The following is a 14,743-nucleotide window of genomic DNA, read 5'->3' as shown; positions in this document are numbered from 1 at the left end:
TCATGCCAAAAGTGTGAGTAAGACGCGATAGCAAGGAGAAAGTCATATGGCGGGACAAAAAATCCGCATTCGACTGAAGTCGTATGATCACGAGATCATCGACAGCTCGGCGCGCAAGATTGTTGATACAGTCACCCGCGCTGGTGCAACAGTGATTGGCCCAGTGCCACTCCCAACTGAGAAGAACGTGATCGCAGTGATCCGTTCACCACACAAGTACAAGGACAGCCGCGAGCACTTCGAGAAGCGCACACACAAGCGCCTCATCGACATTGTCGATCCAACCCCGAAGGCAGTTGAGTCGCTGATGCGTATCGACCTGCCGGCTGACGTCAACATCGAGATCAAGCTTTAAGAGGAATCATGTCTGCAGCAAATAAGACTGTTAAGGGTCTGCTGGGCACGAAGCTTGGCATGACTCAGGTATGGGATGAGAACGGCGCAGTTGTGCCGGTAACCGTAATTGAGGTAGCACCTAACGTTGTTACCCAGATTCGCACCCCAGAGGTTGATGGCTACGCAGCGGTACAGATCGCTGCTGGTGCAATCGACCCACGCAAGGTGACCAAGCCACTGGCTGGTCACTTTGAGAAGGCTGGTGTTACTCCACGTCGTCACCTCACCGAGGTGCGCACCGAGAACGCAGCTGACTACTCACTCGGTCAGGAACTGACCGCTGGTGAAACCTTCGAAGCCGGTGAGAAGATCGACGTTGTCGGCACCTCAAAGGGTAAGGGCTTCGCAGGCACCATGAAGCGCCACAACTTCAAGGGTGTGGGCGCATCACACGGTCAACACCGTAATCACCGCAAGCCAGGTTCTATCGGCGGTGCATCATTCCCAGGTCGCGTATTCAAGGGTCAGCGTATGGCTGGTCGCATGGGTGGGGAGCGCGTTACCGTGCAGAACCTCACCGTTCATGCAGTAGACGCAGAAAAGGGTCTGATTCTGGTGAAGGGCGCTGTTCCTGGCGCTAAGGGCCGTCTTGTATTCGTTCGCAACGCAGTTAAGGGGGCCTAGCACATGGCAACCAAGCTTGACGTAATCGACGCAGCAGGCAAGAAGGCGGGCTCGGTTGAGCTGCCAGAGGGTCTGTTCAACGTTGAGACAAACGTTCCGCTGATTCACCAGGTAGTGACCGCTCAGCTCGCAGCTGCGCGCCAGGGCACACACAAGGCTAAGAACCGCGGAGAAGTTTCTGGTTCAGGCATTAAGCCGTTTAAGCAGAAGGGCACCGGCCGTGCGCGTCAGGGCTCTATCCGTCAGCCAGAGCACCGCGGTGGTGGTACCGTTCACGGTCCTGTGCCTCGCGACTATGCACAGCGCACCCCAAAGAAGATGATTGCTGCCGCTGTTAAGGGGCTGCTATCAGATCGTGCGCGCGGTGGTCGTTTGCACGTGGTTGAAAGTTTTGGTGTTGCTGATAAGCCGAGCACCAAGGCTGCACGCCAGGTGCTTGACGCTATTACCGTTGGTCGCCGCGTGCTAGTTGTGGCTGACCGCGACGAAGATACAACCATCCTGTCAGTGCGTAACCTGCCGAATGTACACGTAATCGTGGCAGATCAGGTAAACGCGTACGACATCGTTGTTAGCGACGATCTCGTGTTCACCAAGGCTGCGTTTGACGGCTTTGTTGCTGCGCGTACCGAAAAGGAGGCATAAACAATGAGCCTTAACAAGAATCCGCATGACGTGATCATTCGCCCAATCGTGTCAGAGAAGAGCTACGGCCTTATCGATGCCAACGGTGCTTACACCTTCGAGGTGCAGCCAGGCTCAAATAAGACCGAAATCAAGCTTGCTATTGAGCACATTTTTAATGTCAAGGTTGCAAGCGTCAACACTCTGAACCGTCAGGGCAAGACCCGCCGCACTCGTTTCGGCCTTGGCAAGCGCAAGAACACTAAGCGCGCTATCGTCACGCTGAAGAGTGGTTCAATCGACATCTTCTCGGCTGCGGTATAGGTCGGAAGCGAAAAGGAAATAGATAATGGCTATTCGTAAGTACAAGCCCACGACCCCAGGTCGTCGCGGTTCGAGCGTTGCCGATTTCGCTGAGATCACCCGCTCGACCCCAGAAAAGTCACTCTTGCGTCCGCTGCCAAAGACCGGTGGCCGCAACAATCAGGGTCGCATCACAACCCGTCACATCGGTGGCGGTCACAAGCGCCAGTACCGTGTGATTGACTTCCGTCGCCACGACAAAGACGGTATCAACGCTAAAGTTGCGCATATTGAGTACGATCCAAACCGTACCGCGCGTATTGCACTCCTGCACTACGTTGACGGCACCAAGCGCTACATCATCGCTCCTAACAAACTGAAGCAGGGCGATATTGTAGAGGCCGGGCCAAACGCAGACATCAAGCCGGGTAACAACCTGCCACTGCGTAACATCCCAACCGGTACCGTTGTGCACGCGATTGAGCTGCGCCCGGGTGGCGGTGCAAAGCTGGCTCGTTCAGCAGGCTCATCTGTGCGCCTCGTTGCTAAGGACGGCCCTTACGCGCAGCTTCGTCTGCCATCAGGGGAAATCCGCAACGTTGATGCGCGCTGCCGTGCAACCGTAGGTGAGGTTGGCAACGCAGAGCAGTCAAACATCAACTGGGGTAAAGCTGGCCGTATGCGTTGGAAGGGCATCCGCCCGACCGTCCGCGGTGTTGTAATGAACCCTGTTGATCACCCACACGGTGGTGGTGAAGGCCGCACTTCAGGTGGTCGTCACCCAGTCAGCCCATGGGGTCAGAAGGAAGGACGCACTCGTCGCCCAAATAAGGAAAGCGATAAGTACATCGTCCGCCGCCGTCCAACGGGCAAGAAGCGATAGGTAGTAGGTAGGAGAACAAAGATGCCTCGTAGTCTAAAGAAAGGCCCTTTCGTTGACAACCACCTGCTAGACAAGGTGATTGCTCAGAACGAAGCTGGCACAAACAAAGTAATTAAGACCTGGTCACGTCGTTCAATGATCATCCCGGCAATGCTCGGTCACACGATCGCTGTTCACGACGGGCGCAAGCACATTCCTGTGTTTGTTACCGAAACCATGGTTGGTCACAAGCTCGGTGAGTTTGCACCGACTCGCACCTTCCGCGGTCACGTGAAAGACGACAAGAAGGGTCGTCGCCGCTAAGCGCGGTGACGTAAAGGAGGAAAAGAATGGTGGAGTCGATCGCACGCGTGCGTCATATCCGCGTAACACCTCAGAAGGCCCGTCGCGTCGTGAACCTCGTGCGTGGCAAGAACGCTCAGGAAGCTCTTGCCATCTTGAAGTTCGCCCCGCAGGCAGCTTCTGAGCCGGTGTACAAACTCGTTGCCTCAGCGATTGCTAATGCTCGTGTAAAGGCTGACAACGAAAATCTTCCTCTCAACGAGGATGAGCTTGTTGTCGCTCGTGCTTTCGTGGATGAGGGTGCAACCCTCAAGCGTTTCCGCCCACGTGCACAGGGCCGTGCGTTCCGTATCAACAAACGCACCAGCCACATCACAGTAGTAGTTGCTACTCCTGAGGCTGTAAAGAAGGGAGCCAAGTAAATGGGCCAGAAAATTCATCCATATGGCTTCCGTCTGGGCGTAACCACTGACCATGTGTCACGCTGGTTCTCAGACTCAACTAAGCCAGGTCAGCGCTACGCCGACTATCTCGCTGAGGATGCAAAAATCCGCAAGTTCTTGGGTGAGACCCTCGACCGTGCTGGTGTCAGCCGCATCCAGATCGAGCGCACTCGCGACCGTGTGCGTGTAGATATTTTCTCTGCACGTCCGGGCATTGTGATTGGCCGCGGCGGTGCTGAGGCTGAGCGTGTGCGCGGTCAGCTTGAGAAGCTCACCGGCAAGCAGATTCAGCTAAACATCCTTGAGGTAAAAAACCCAGAGGCTGATGCGCAGCTGGTAGCTCAGGGGATCGCCGAGCAGCTTGCTGCACGTGTGGCTTTCCGTCGTGCAATGCGCAAGGGTCTGCAGGGAGCTTTGCGTGCTGGCGCTAAGGGTATTCGTATCCAGGTTTCAGGCCGTCTTGGCGGCGCTGAAATGAGCCGTTCAGAGTTCTACCGCGAAGGTCGTGTGCCACTGCACACCCTGCGCGCGAACATTGACTACGGTTTCTATGAAGCAAAAACTACCTTCGGTCGCATTGGCGTGAAGGTTTGGATCTACAAGGGCGATATCACCAACAAGGAGCTCGCACGCGAAGAGGCAGCTAAGAAGCCTGCTCGCGGCGGCCGTGGTGGTGACCGCCGTCGTGGCCCACGTCGTGAGGCTGCGAAGGAAGCTGCGCCTGCCGCAGCAGGAGCGGAGAACTAAGCATGCTGATTCCCCGTCGAGTAAAGTACCGCAAGCAGCATCACCCGAAGCGTTCGGGTGCTGCGAAGGGTGGCACAACGGTTAATTTCGGTGAACTGGGCATCCAGGCACTGACACCGGCCTACGTGACCAACCGCCAGATCGAGTCTGCTCGTATCGCCATGACCCGTCACATTAAGCGTGGCGGTAAGGTATGGATCAACATTTATCCAGACCTTCCACTCACCAAGAAGCCTGCCGAAACTCGTATGGGTTCCGGTAAGGGTTCACCAGAGTGGTGGGTAGCCAACGTTAAGCCAGGCCGTGTCCTCTTCGAGGTAGCCGGTGTTGATGAGGAGCTTGCGCGTGAGGCACTGACCCGCGCTATTCACAAGCTTCCTCTGAAGGCTCGCATTATCAAGCGTGAGGAGGGTGACGCGTAATGGCAATCGGAAGCAAGGATCTCGCAATCAGCGAGCTCGATAAGTTCGATAACGAGCGCCTCATCGAAGAACTAAAGAAGGCTAAGGCTGAGCTCTTTAATCTGCGTTTCCAGTCTGCGACTGGCCAGCTTGAGCACAACGGCCGTGTACGCCATGTAAAACGCGACATTGCGCGTATTTACACCGTGTTGAACGAGCGTAAGCTCGGAATCCGCGAAACCCCAGCAGCCGAAACAAAGGCTGCTAAGAAAACCGCTAAAAAGACTAAGCAGGCGGACGCCGCCGCTGAGACGAAGGAGGCCTAAGCATGGCTGAGGTTGTCGCACAGGAACAGCGCCCGTACCGTAAGTCACTTCGCGGTTACGTGGTTAGCGACAAGATGGAAAAAACCATCGTTGTAGAGGTTGAGGATCGCAAGAAGCACCCGCTCTACGGCAAGGTTATGCGTACCACCAAGAAGTACAAGGCGCATGATGCAGAGAACACCGCTGGTATTGGCGACTACGTTCTCATCGCAGAAACCCGCCCGCTGAGCGCTACAAAGAACTGGCGTTTGGTTGAGATTCTCGAGAAGGCGAAGTAAACCTTTTAAGGTTTGCTCAATAAAGGAGTAGCAAAGTGATTCAACAGGAATCCCGACTTAGGGTTGCCGACAACACCGGCGCCAAAGAGTTGCTCACCATTCGCGTACTCGGAGGATCTAGCCGCCGTTACGCAGGCCTTGGCGACACCATCGTTGCAACCGTAAAGGATGCAATCCCAGGTGGCAATGTCAAAAAGGGTGAGGTTGTAAAGGCTGTTGTGGTGCGTGCTAAGAAGGCAACGCGCCGCGCAGACGGTTCATACATCAGCTTCGACGAGAACGCTGCAGTGATCCTGAAGAACGACGGGGAGCCACGCGGCACCCGTATCTTCGGCCCTGTAGCGCGTGAGCTTCGCGACAAGAAGTTCATGAAGATCGTGTCGCTGGCACCGGAGGTGATTTAGTCTATGGCTAACAAGATTCGCAAGGGTGACCTCGTAGAGGTTATCAGCGGCGCTACCAAAGAAAACGGTGGTGACCGCGGCAAGCAGGGTCGTGTTCTTGAGGTGCTCACTGACAGCGATCGCGTTATCGTTGAAGGTGTTAACATCGTGACCAAGCACGTCCGTGTTGGTCAGTCAGAGCGCGGCAGCAAAGAGGGCGGTGTGGAGCACCACGAGGCTCCTATTCACGTCTCAAACGTTGCGATTGTTGATCCTGAGACCAAGAAGCCAACCCGTGTTGGTTTCCGCGAGGAAGAGATCGAGAAGAACGGCGTGAAAAAGACCGTGCGTGTTCGTTACGCAAAGGCGTCTGGAAAGGACATCCCTAATGAGCACTAAAATCCAGCCGCGTCTAAAAGAGAAGTATCGTGCAGAGATTGTAGCTGCGCTGACCGAAAAGTTCGGTTACGAGAACCCAATGCAGGTTCCTGGCCTGGTTAAGGTTGTTGTAAACACCGGCGTCGGTGAGGCAGCTCGCGACGGTAAGGTTATTGAGGGTGCGATCGCTGATCTCACCGCAATCACCGGCCAGAAGCCAATGGTTACCAAGGCGCGTAAGTCTATTGCGCAGTTTAAACTGCGTGCTGGGCAGCCAATCGGCGCACACGTAACCCTGCGCGGGGATCGTGCGTGGGAGTTCCTTGATCGTTTGATCAACTTGGCTCTGCCACGTATCCGCGACTTCCGTGGCCTAAGCCCGAAGCAGTTCGACGGAAACGGTAACTACACCTTCGGTCTGACCGAGCAGGTTGTGTTCCATGAGATTGATCAGGATAAGATTGATCGTACGCGCGGTTTCGACATCACAGTCGTGACCACCGCAAAGACCGATGAAGAGGGTCGCGAGCTGCTCCGTCAGTTCGGCTTCCCATTCAAGGCTGACGCATAATTTAATAATCAACATTGGGCTGGGGTCGGCAGAGATTCTAAATTACTTCTCTGCCGACGCCAGCGTCAGCGCGTTTACGGGGTTAACTCTTAGACGTTCCCAGCCCGGTGCAACCACCCAGGTCGTCGGCCCTGTAAGGCCAGGCGAAACCAGGCGAGAAAGAAGACACAAATGACAATGACAGATCCGGTCGCAGATATGCTGACCAGACTGCGTAACGCCAACGCGGCGCATCATGACGAAGTGTCTCTGCCAGGCTCTAAGCTTAAAGAGGGCATTGCAGAGATCCTGAAGCGTGAAGGTTACATTGCTGATTGGAAGGTTGCAGACGCACGCGTCGGAACCACCATCACAATGACCTTGAAATACGGTCCAAACCGTGAGCGTTCAATCGAGGGCATCAAGCGCGTTTCTAAGCCAGGCCTTCGCGTATACGCGCGCTCAACCGAGTTGCCAAGGGTTCTTGGTGGCCTCGGTGTAGCTATCCTGTCCACTTCCTCAGGTCTGTTGACCGACCGTGAGGCTGAGCAGAAGGGCGTAGGCGGAGAAGTTCTCGCCTATGTGTGGTAGTTCGTCATGTCACGTATTGGAAAGCTTCCTATCACCGTTCCTGGTGGCGTAACAGTCACCATCGACGGTCAGCAGGTTGCGGTTAAAGGCCCGAAGGGTGAGCTTACGCTGGAAGTTGCAGAGCCAATTTCTGTAGCTCTCGAAGACGGACAGGTTCTCGTAACCCGCCCGAACGATGAGCGCGAAAGTCGTGCGCTGCACGGTCTCACCCGTTCTTTGATCGCGAACAACATTATCGGTGTAACCGAGGGATACTCAAAGTCTCTTGAGGTAGTCGGCACCGGTTACCGTGTGCAGCAGAAGGGTAACAACCTTGAGCTTGCGCTTGGCTTCTCACACCCTGTTGAGTTCAACGCACCAGAGGGCGTAACTCTCCAGGTTGAGGGCAACAATAAGATTCACGTCAGCGGCATTGATAAGCAGGCTGTTGGCGAGGTAGCGGCAAACATTCGCAAGCTGAAGAAACCAGAGCCATACAAGGGTAAGGGTATTCGTTATGCGGGCGAGGTTGTGCGTCGCAAGGCAGGAAAGGCTGGTAAGTAACCCATGGCTGCATCAGTTAAACGCGCTGCGGGTCGCTCAGCGGCACGTGTCCGCCGTCACACTCGTCTGCGTAAGAAGATTGTCGGCACTGCAGAGCGTCCACGCCTGTCAGTGACCCGTTCAAATCGTCACGTTTTCGTCCAGGTTATTGATGATGCGAAGGGTCACACCCTTGCATACGCATCAACCATGGAAGCGGAGTTGCGCTCATTCGAGGGTGACAAAACCGCCCAGGCTCGCAAAGTTGGCGAGCTCGTAGCTGAACGCGCAAAGAGCGCAGGCATTGACGCGGTTGTTTTCGACCGCGGTGGTAGCAAGTACGTAGGTCGTGTTGCTGCTATTGCAGAAGGCGCTCGTGAGGCAGGGCTGAGCCTGTGAGCAACGAAACGAAGGAGCAGACAGTGTCTGAAGAGGTCAAGAACGCTGAGGCTGGTTCCCAGCAGGAGACCCGTAACGAGTCACGCGAAGGTCGTGGCCGTGGCCGTGGCCGCGGTGACCGCGATAACCAGCGTGGCGGCCGCGACCGCGCAGAAAACCCATTCCTTGAGCGTGTTGTAACCATCAACCGCGTTTCAAAGGTGGTTAAGGGTGGTCGCCGTTTCAGCTTCACCGCGCTTGTTGTAGTTGGCGACGGTAACGGTACCGTAGGTGTTGGCTACGGCAAGGCGAAGGAAGTTCCGCTCGCAATCTCAAAGGGTGTAGAAGAAGCTAAGAAGAACTTCTTCCGCGTCCCACGTGTGGGCTCATCGATCCCCCACCCAGTCCAGGGTGAAGCTGCTGCTGGCGTAGTTCTGCTGCGCCCTGCTGCTGCGGGTACCGGTGTTATCGCCGGTGGTCCAGTGCGTGCCGTACTTGAGTGTGCGGGCATCCACGATGTGCTGAGCAAGTCTCTCGGCTCATCAAACACCCTGAACATCGTGCACGCTACTGTTGCGGCGCTGCGTCAGCTCGAAGAGCCACGCGCGGTTGCTGCGCGTCGTGGCCTTGACTTCGACCGCGTTGCGCCAGCTCGTATCGTACGTGCAGAGGCAGAGGCGGCTGCTGCTGCGGCTGCTGCAAAGAAGGCAGGTGCGTAACAATGGCTAAAGCTCTAAAGATTACGCAGGTAAAGTCAAAGATCAGCGAGAAGCAGAACATGCGCGATACTCTGCGCTCACTCGGGCTGCGTAAAATCGGTCAGTCTGTTGTTCGTGAAGACAACAAACAGACCCGTGGCTACATTCTCGCTGTTCGTCACCTTGTTGAGGTAGAGGAGGTCGACGCATAATGAGCGAGACCCAGGAACAGCAGATTCTCAAGGCACACCATCTCCGTCCAGCACCGGGTGCTAAAAAGGCAAAAACCCGCGTTGGCCGTGGTGAGGCCTCTAAGGGTAAAACCGCAGGACGTGGTACCAAGGGCACCAAGGCTCGTTACCAGGTGAAGGCCGGTTTCGAGGGTGGTCAGATGCCACTGCACATGCGCACCCCGAAGCTGCGCGGTTTTAAGAACCCATTCCGCACTGAGTATCAGGTAGTTAACGTATCTGCGCTCGAAGCTCTTTACCCGAATGGTGGTGACGTTACTGTTGCTGACCTCGTGGCAAAGGGTGCTGTGCGTAAGAACCAGCCAGTTAAGGTGCTCGGTGATGGTGACCTTAAGGTCAAGCTCGTGGTGGATGTTGACAAGGTTTCAGCGTCTGCTGCAGAGAAGATCACCGCAGCAGGTGGCGAAGTTAAATAGTTAACTAAGCACTAACTGAAAGCGGGTCGAGCTAGCAACCTAGTTCGGCCCGCTTTAGGTTTTCCGCCCTAGCGTGTAAGCTAGATGAGTTATGTTATGCGCGCATCAGTGCGCCCAAAAACCGTAAGGACACATATTGTTCAGCGCAATTGCTCGAGTCTTTAAGGCACAGGACCTGCGTCGTAAGATTCTGTTTACCCTGGCAATTATGGCTTTGTTCCGTTTAGGTTCATTTGTCCCAGCTCCCTTTGTGAACTATTCAAACCTGAAAGCCTGTCTTGTCTCAACGCAAGACGCTTCCGGTTTGTATCAGATGATTAACCTCTTTTCGGGGGGTGCTCTGCTGCAGCTCTCGATTTTTGCGCTGGGTATCATGCCATACATTACGGCTTCGATTATTACGCAGCTGTTGCGCGTGGTGATCCCGCACTTTGAAGCGCTGCACAAAGAGGGGCAGGCTGGTCAGTCTAAACTCACCCAGTACACCCGCTATCTAACGATCGGTCTCGGCATTCTCCAGGCAACAACACTGTTGGTGACTGCACGCTCGGGCTTGCTTTTTGGAGCTGTGGGCTCTGCGGCGTGTGAAAATCTGATCTCACCTGAGTGGTGGGCGATGATTATTCAGATCCTCACCATGACAGCCGGCACCGGACTGGTGATGTGGTTCGGTGAGATGATCACCGAGCGCGGCATCGGTAACGGCATGTCCCTGCTCATTTTCACTTCGATCGCGGCGGGTTTCCCGGGTGCGCTGTGGGCGATCCAGCAGGCACGAGGTTGGGAAGTTTTTGCGGTTGTGATGGTGCTCGGGCTTCTTGTGATGATTGCGGTTGTGTTCGTTGAGCAGTCGCAGCGTCGCATCCCGGTGCAGTACGCGAAACGCGTTGTGGGCCGCCGCACTTACGGTGGCACCTCTACATACATTCCGATCAAAGTGAATATGGCCGGCGTGATTCCAGTAATTTTCGCGTCATCAATTCTCTTTATGCCTATGTTGGTCACCCAGTTCAACCAGCCCGCACCGGGGCAGGAGCCAGCTGCGTGGGTTGTATGGATCCAAAACAACCTTGTTTACGGTGATCAGCCGCTCTACATGGCGCTGTTCTTTGTGCTGGTAATCGCCTTCGCCTTCTTCTACATCAGCATCACCTTCAACCCTGAAGAGGTTGCTGACAACATGAAGCGCTACGGCGGCTTTATTCCAGGAATTCGCGCGGGTCGTCCGACAGCAGAATATCTGGCATACGTTATCAACCGGATTACCAGCGCTGGCGCACTGTACCTCGGTATTATTGCGCTGCTGCCGTTGTTCGCGTTGAGCTTCTTCAACGCCAACCAGAACTTCCCGTTCGGCGGCGCTTCGATTTTGATTATCGTGGGTGTTGGCCTTGAAACGGTGAAACAGATCGATGCGCAGTTGCAGCAGCGCCACTACGAAGGGCTTTTAAAGTAACTTATGACTCAAGCAACTCATCTTTTAATCGTTGGACCACCGGGTGCCGGCAAAGGCACACAGGCGGGGAAAATTGCGGAACGTTACGGTGTTCCCGCCATTTCAACCGGTGATATTTTTCGCGAGAATATAAAAAACCAAACTCCGCTTGGCAAACAGGTTGCTGCGATCATTGAGCGTGGCGAGCTGGTTCCAGATGAGATCACAAACGCTATTGTTGCCGACCGCATCGCGCTTGACGACGCGCAGCAGGGATTTCTGCTCGACGGCTACCCTCGCACAGTAGATCAGGTGCATGCGCTGGATAAAACACTTGAGCCTGCCGGCGGGCAGCTTGACGCTGTAGTGCTGCTTGAGGCCGACACTGAAGAGGTTGTGCAGCGCCTCCTGAAGCGAGCAGTTGAGCAGGGTCGTGCAGACGATACCGAAGAGGTTATTCGCCACCGCCAAAATGTGTATGCTGCCGAGACCGCGCCGCTTATTGAACTCTTTAAAGAGCGCGGCATTTTGGTCGCAGTAGACGGGCTTGGGACGATAGACGAAGTAGCAGAGCGCATCGCTGCTGCTCTGAAAGAAAAATTGGGTCGCTAAGTTTCATTATGGTTCGCTCACTCCGCAAATCTATTTATAAATCTCCCGCTCAGCTGCGACTGATGCAGGAGCCCAACCGCATTACGGCCTTGGCGCTGCAAGCAGCGAAAGAGGCCTGTGTGGCTGGCGCAACCCTGCTGGATGTTGATCGCGCAGCAGAGGCGAAGATCCGCGAGCTTGGAGCAGAGCCAAATTTCATGCTGGAGCCGGGCTACAAGCACACGATCTGCGCAAACGTAAACGACCGAGTTGTGCACGCGGTGCCGGATGATTACGTGATCCAGCCGGGGGATATTGTGTCGATCGACTGCGGTGCTGTTTTTAACGGATGGCACGGTGACAGCGCACTTACTGTGGTTGTCCCAGACCCTGATAATCCAGAAACTGTTGCCCGCCGTCAGGCATTGAGCGATCACACCAAAGAAGCTATGTGGCGAGCGATAGCCGCCCTCGCAACCGCTAAAGAGCTAAACTCAGTCGGCGGAGCGGTGGAAGATTATATTTCTGAAAACACCGACTACTCAATCGTTGAAGAGTACATTGGCCACGGTATTGGCCGCTCGATGCACGAGGCGCCGCCGGTCTACACATACTGGGTGAACGGTCGCACCGCAGAGGTTAAACCCGGTCTGTGTGTCGCAATTGAGCCAATCATCGCTGCCGGCAGGCCTGAAACCGTCACCGATAAGAATGACGGCTGGACTGTGCGCATGGCCGATGGCAAAGATTCTTGCCAGTGGGAGCACTCTGTCGCAGTGCACAAAGAGGGAATTTGGGTGCTCACCGCACTCGACGGTGGTAAAGAGGGGCTTGCGCCATTTGGTGTCACCCCGGTTCCCATTCCGTAAGTAAGCTATGAAAACTCCAAACATTGCTGTTGCAGGGCGCAGCCATGTGGGAAACTACCGCGCCATAAACGAGGATGCGGTGCTTACTGCAGCGCCTGTTTTTCTGGTTGCTGACGGTATGGGTGGGCATCAAGCGGGTGCGCTGGCAGCGCAAACCGCTGTTGCCTCGTTTCGCGAAACAGTTGCAGGGTTTCCGGCTCTTACTCAGAGGGTGTTTGAACAGGCGCTGGCCTACGCGCGCCAGCGGGTTGCTAAAATCTCAGCCTCGGTGGAGGGGATCGCCGGCTGCACACTCTCCGGGGTTGCGGTAATTGCTGGGGAGAGCGGTTATGAGTGGTTGGTTGCGAACATTGGAGACTCCAGGGTCTACCTGTTGCGTGACAATAAGCTGTCGCTGATCACCAACGATCATTCACTTCTGAATGAAATGCTGCAGGCAGGTTACGATATTTCGGATCCGCGGCTGCCTAAAGCAAATATAATCACTCGCGCGCTGGGCTCAGACGCTTCGCAGGCGGATCTCTGGCGGCTTGAGATGGAACTCGGTGACCGGCTGCTGATCTGCACTGACGGGCTGTCCGGGCAACTAGATGAGAGCACTCTGCTGGAGTGGTTGCGCAGGGGGTCGGTTGAGCTTGCCGCTGACCTGCTTATGGAGACAGTGCTTGAGGGTGAGGCGCCCGATAATGTCAGTGTTATTGTGCTCGAAGTTGCCACTGAGGGTGAGTTTTCAGAAGGGGAGCTGGCGCAGCTGCAGGCAGCGCTGCCGCTCGATTTTGAGCGTCGCCGCAGGGAACACCTCGCCAAAGATGTAACTCCATAATTTTTGCGGATCGCTGCGCGCGAGCTATGTTACCTGTGCTCTAGGCTGCGGCAGAAAAATTTAGAAACGCCGAAGAAAATGCGCTTCAATTAGACAAATTTCCTTTTGCGTGGTTCAATTGATCTTTGGTGCTTTGTGTCTACACGAAGCATTCGCAGAGTGATTAATTACTTTAAACGATTGTGAGTATATGGCCGCAAAAGAAGGCGTAATTGAGATGGAGGGTCGCGTACTCGAGGCCCTGCGTAATGCAAATTTCCGCGTTGAGCTTGATAACGGGCACATTGTGACCGCCCACATCGCCGGAAAGATGCGCAAGCACTACATCCGTATTCTTCCCGAAGATCGCGTGATCGTAGAGCTCACCCCGTACGACCTCACCCGCGGCCGCATTAGCTATCGCTACAAGTAAGTCTTCACGAAGTAACGGCCTGCGGCACCCCGCGGGTACGAAGACAGCGAATCTAAGGAAACATCATGAAAGTAAAGCCAAGTGTTAAGCGGATCTGCGATAAGTGCAAGGTGATCCGCCGTCACGGACGCGTCATGGTTATCTGCGAGAACCCACGTCACAAACAGCGTCAGGGCTAATTCCCTGCAGCGTGACGGCTCGCGAAAATCAAAACTAAATAATTACCAAGTGCATCGAAGACCCCACGGATAAAAACCGTGGGTGACACCTTGAGACAGGGGCTCAGGCACCCGGTGCGCTCCACACCTCTGACATAACAACAAGGAGAAGCCACCATGGCACGTCTCGCCGGAGTTGACATTCCACGTGAAAAACGCGTTGAAGTTGCTCTTACTTACATTTACGGCGTCGGGCGCACTCGCGCGCTGAAGACCCTTGCAGAAACCGGCATCGACGGTAACACCCGCGTGAAAGATCTGACCGACGATCAGCTCGTTGCGCTGCGCGACTACATTGAAGGTAACTTCAAGGTGGAGGGTGACTTGCGCCGTGAGGTTGCAGCAGACATCCGTCGCAAGGTTGAAATTGGAAGCTACCAGGGTCTGCGTCACCGCAGAGGGCTACCAGTGCACGGTCAGCGCACCAAGACTAACGCTCGCACTCGCAAGGGTCCAAAGAAGACCGTTGCTGGTAAGAAGAAGTAACCCACCCGTTTTTAAGCTTTCAGGAGAAACTTTCAATGGCTGCACCAAAAGCCGCGGCGCGTAAGCCTCGCCGCAAAGACAAAAAGAACGTTGTAGTGGGTCAGGCTCACATCAAGTCAACCTTCAACAACACCATCGTTTCTATCACCGACACCACTGGCGCTGTTATCAGCTGGCAGTCTTCAGGTGGTGTGGGCTTTAAAGGTTCACGTAAATCTACTCCATTCGCTGCGCAGTTGGCTGCTGAGTCTGCTGCAAAGAAGGCGCAGGAGCACGGAATGAAGAAGGTAGATATTTTCGTAAAGGGTCCAGGCTCAGGCCGCGAGACCGCTATCCGTTCACTGCAGGCTGCGGGACTTGAGGTTGGTTCTATCACCGACGTTACCCCGCAGACACACAACGGCTGCCGTCCACCGAAGCGCCGTCGCGTATAAG

Annotated in this window: 28 protein-coding genes; all 28 read left to right on the top strand. The window is 55.1% G+C overall.

Annotated features, from left to right (window positions below; translation table 11 throughout):
- Positions 1-46 precede the first annotated feature (46 nt).
- The 28 genes from rpsJ (at position 47) to rpsK (ending at position 14,742) form a co-directional block, all read left to right on the top strand.
- Entirely contained in the window at positions 47-355 is a 309-nt protein-coding gene (gene rpsJ, locus HCQ99_RS03855) for a 30S ribosomal protein S10 (RefSeq protein WP_166985930.1), read from the top strand.
- Between the two features lie 8 nt (positions 356-363).
- Entirely contained in the window at positions 364-1,020 is a 657-nt protein-coding gene (rplC, locus tag HCQ99_RS03850; RefSeq protein WP_166985928.1) for a 50S ribosomal protein L3, read from the top strand.
- 3 nt (positions 1,021-1,023) lie between these two features.
- Complete coding sequence (gene rplD, locus HCQ99_RS03845) at positions 1,024-1,665, top strand: 50S ribosomal protein L4 (RefSeq protein WP_166985925.1); 642 nt, start codon at positions 1,024-1,026, stop codon at positions 1,663-1,665.
- A 3-nt stretch (positions 1,666-1,668) separates the two neighbouring features.
- Positions 1,669-1,968 (top strand): 50S ribosomal protein L23, encoded by a 300-nt coding sequence (gene rplW, locus HCQ99_RS03840; RefSeq protein WP_166985923.1) that lies wholly within the window; start codon positions 1,669-1,671, stop codon positions 1,966-1,968.
- Between the two features lie 25 nt (positions 1,969-1,993).
- A complete protein-coding gene (rplB, locus tag HCQ99_RS03835) occupies positions 1,994-2,830 on the top strand; it encodes a 50S ribosomal protein L2 (protein WP_166985920.1) in 837 nt (278 codons plus the stop codon).
- A 21-nt stretch (positions 2,831-2,851) separates the two neighbouring features.
- Entirely contained in the window at positions 2,852-3,133 is a 282-nt protein-coding gene (rpsS, locus tag HCQ99_RS03830; protein WP_166985918.1) for a 30S ribosomal protein S19, read from the top strand.
- A gap of 26 nt (positions 3,134-3,159) precedes the next feature.
- The gene (rplV, locus tag HCQ99_RS03825; RefSeq protein ID WP_166985915.1) at positions 3,160-3,534 is read left to right on the top strand and encodes a 50S ribosomal protein L22; all 375 of its coding nucleotides are present in this window, start codon (positions 3,160-3,162) and stop codon (positions 3,532-3,534) included.
- The gene (gene rpsC / locus HCQ99_RS03820) at positions 3,535-4,302 is read left to right on the top strand and encodes a 30S ribosomal protein S3 (protein ID WP_166985913.1); all 768 of its coding nucleotides are present in this window, start codon (positions 3,535-3,537) and stop codon (positions 4,300-4,302) included.
- Between the two features lie 2 nt (positions 4,303-4,304).
- Positions 4,305-4,724 (top strand): 50S ribosomal protein L16, encoded by a 420-nt coding sequence (gene rplP, locus HCQ99_RS03815; RefSeq protein ID WP_166985910.1) that lies wholly within the window; start codon positions 4,305-4,307, stop codon positions 4,722-4,724.
- Positions 4,724-5,029 (top strand): 50S ribosomal protein L29, encoded by a 306-nt coding sequence (rpmC, locus tag HCQ99_RS03810; protein ID WP_166985908.1) that lies wholly within the window; start codon positions 4,724-4,726, stop codon positions 5,027-5,029. Before rplP ends, rpmC begins: the two co-directional genes overlap by 1 nt.
- A 2-nt stretch (positions 5,030-5,031) precedes the next feature.
- On the top strand, positions 5,032-5,307 hold the full coding sequence (gene rpsQ, locus HCQ99_RS03805; RefSeq protein WP_166985905.1) for a 30S ribosomal protein S17: 276 nt from the start codon (positions 5,032-5,034) through the stop codon (positions 5,305-5,307).
- Positions 5,308-5,342: 35 nt separating this feature from the next.
- Positions 5,343-5,711 carry a 50S ribosomal protein L14 gene (rplN, locus tag HCQ99_RS03800; protein WP_166985903.1) on the top strand — a complete coding sequence of 123 codons (369 nt, stop codon included), beginning with the start codon at positions 5,343-5,345 and terminating at the stop codon, positions 5,709-5,711.
- Between the two features lie 3 nt (positions 5,712-5,714).
- Positions 5,715-6,089, top strand: coding sequence for a 50S ribosomal protein L24 (gene rplX, locus HCQ99_RS03795; RefSeq protein WP_166985901.1), 375 nt, complete (start codon positions 5,715-5,717; stop codon positions 6,087-6,089).
- Entirely contained in the window at positions 6,079-6,639 is a 561-nt protein-coding gene (gene rplE / locus HCQ99_RS03790) for a 50S ribosomal protein L5 (protein WP_166985899.1), read from the top strand. The genes rplX and rplE overlap by 11 nt, the downstream gene beginning before the upstream one ends.
- Before the next feature lie 171 nt (positions 6,640-6,810).
- Complete coding sequence (gene rpsH, locus HCQ99_RS03785; RefSeq protein ID WP_166985897.1) at positions 6,811-7,209, top strand: 30S ribosomal protein S8; 399 nt, start codon at positions 6,811-6,813, stop codon at positions 7,207-7,209.
- A 6-nt stretch (positions 7,210-7,215) separates the two neighbouring features.
- Positions 7,216-7,752 (top strand): 50S ribosomal protein L6, encoded by a 537-nt coding sequence (rplF, locus tag HCQ99_RS03780; RefSeq protein ID WP_166985895.1) that lies wholly within the window; start codon positions 7,216-7,218, stop codon positions 7,750-7,752.
- 3 nt (positions 7,753-7,755) lie between these two features.
- Positions 7,756-8,130 carry a 50S ribosomal protein L18 gene (rplR, locus tag HCQ99_RS03775; RefSeq protein WP_166985893.1) on the top strand — a complete coding sequence of 125 codons (375 nt, stop codon included), beginning with the start codon at positions 7,756-7,758 and terminating at the stop codon, positions 8,128-8,130.
- Complete coding sequence (rpsE, locus tag HCQ99_RS03770) at positions 8,127-8,828, top strand: 30S ribosomal protein S5 (protein ID WP_166985891.1); 702 nt, start codon at positions 8,127-8,129, stop codon at positions 8,826-8,828. The genes rplR and rpsE overlap by 4 nt, the downstream gene beginning before the upstream one ends.
- 2 nt (positions 8,829-8,830) lie before the next feature.
- On the top strand, positions 8,831-9,019 hold the full coding sequence (gene rpmD / locus HCQ99_RS03765) for a 50S ribosomal protein L30 (RefSeq protein WP_166985889.1): 189 nt from the start codon (positions 8,831-8,833) through the stop codon (positions 9,017-9,019).
- Complete coding sequence (gene rplO / locus HCQ99_RS03760) at positions 9,019-9,474, top strand: 50S ribosomal protein L15 (protein WP_166985887.1); 456 nt, start codon at positions 9,019-9,021, stop codon at positions 9,472-9,474. The genes rpmD and rplO overlap by 1 nt, the downstream gene beginning before the upstream one ends.
- Positions 9,475-9,610: 136 nt before the next feature.
- Complete coding sequence (gene secY, locus HCQ99_RS03755; protein ID WP_166985885.1) at positions 9,611-10,930, top strand: preprotein translocase subunit SecY; 1,320 nt, start codon at positions 9,611-9,613, stop codon at positions 10,928-10,930.
- Positions 10,931-10,933: 3 nt separating this feature from the next.
- On the top strand, positions 10,934-11,521 hold the full coding sequence (locus tag HCQ99_RS03750) for an adenylate kinase (protein ID WP_166985883.1): 588 nt from the start codon (positions 10,934-10,936) through the stop codon (positions 11,519-11,521).
- Positions 11,522-11,529: 8 nt separating this feature from the next.
- Positions 11,530-12,369 carry a type I methionyl aminopeptidase gene (map, locus tag HCQ99_RS03745; RefSeq protein WP_166985881.1) on the top strand — a complete coding sequence of 280 codons (840 nt, stop codon included), beginning with the start codon at positions 11,530-11,532 and terminating at the stop codon, positions 12,367-12,369.
- Positions 12,370-12,376: 7 nt separating this feature from the next.
- A complete protein-coding gene (locus HCQ99_RS03740) occupies positions 12,377-13,192 on the top strand; it encodes a PP2C family protein-serine/threonine phosphatase (protein ID WP_166985879.1) in 816 nt (271 codons plus the stop codon).
- Positions 13,193-13,382: 190 nt separating this feature from the next.
- Positions 13,383-13,604, top strand: coding sequence for a translation initiation factor IF-1 (gene infA / locus HCQ99_RS03735; protein ID WP_166985876.1), 222 nt, complete (start codon positions 13,383-13,385; stop codon positions 13,602-13,604).
- A gap of 65 nt (positions 13,605-13,669) precedes the next feature.
- Positions 13,670-13,783 (top strand): 50S ribosomal protein L36, encoded by a 114-nt coding sequence (gene rpmJ, locus HCQ99_RS03730; RefSeq protein ID WP_108715249.1) that lies wholly within the window; start codon positions 13,670-13,672, stop codon positions 13,781-13,783.
- A gap of 156 nt (positions 13,784-13,939) precedes the next feature.
- Entirely contained in the window at positions 13,940-14,308 is a 369-nt protein-coding gene (gene rpsM / locus HCQ99_RS03725; RefSeq protein WP_166985874.1) for a 30S ribosomal protein S13, read from the top strand.
- Positions 14,309-14,343: 35 nt separating this feature from the next.
- Entirely contained in the window at positions 14,344-14,742 is a 399-nt protein-coding gene (gene rpsK, locus HCQ99_RS03720) for a 30S ribosomal protein S11 (protein WP_166985872.1), read from the top strand.
- The last annotated feature ends 1 nt before the right edge of the window (position 14,743 follow it).

The sequence above is a fragment of the Canibacter zhoujuaniae genome (assembly GCF_011752015.1).
In the GTDB taxonomy this organism is placed as follows: domain Bacteria; phylum Actinomycetota; class Actinomycetes; order Actinomycetales; family Microbacteriaceae; genus Canibacter; species Canibacter zhoujuaniae.
Note: the sequence above shows the minus strand (reverse complement) of the source record. Positions and strands in the feature narration are given on the sequence as shown.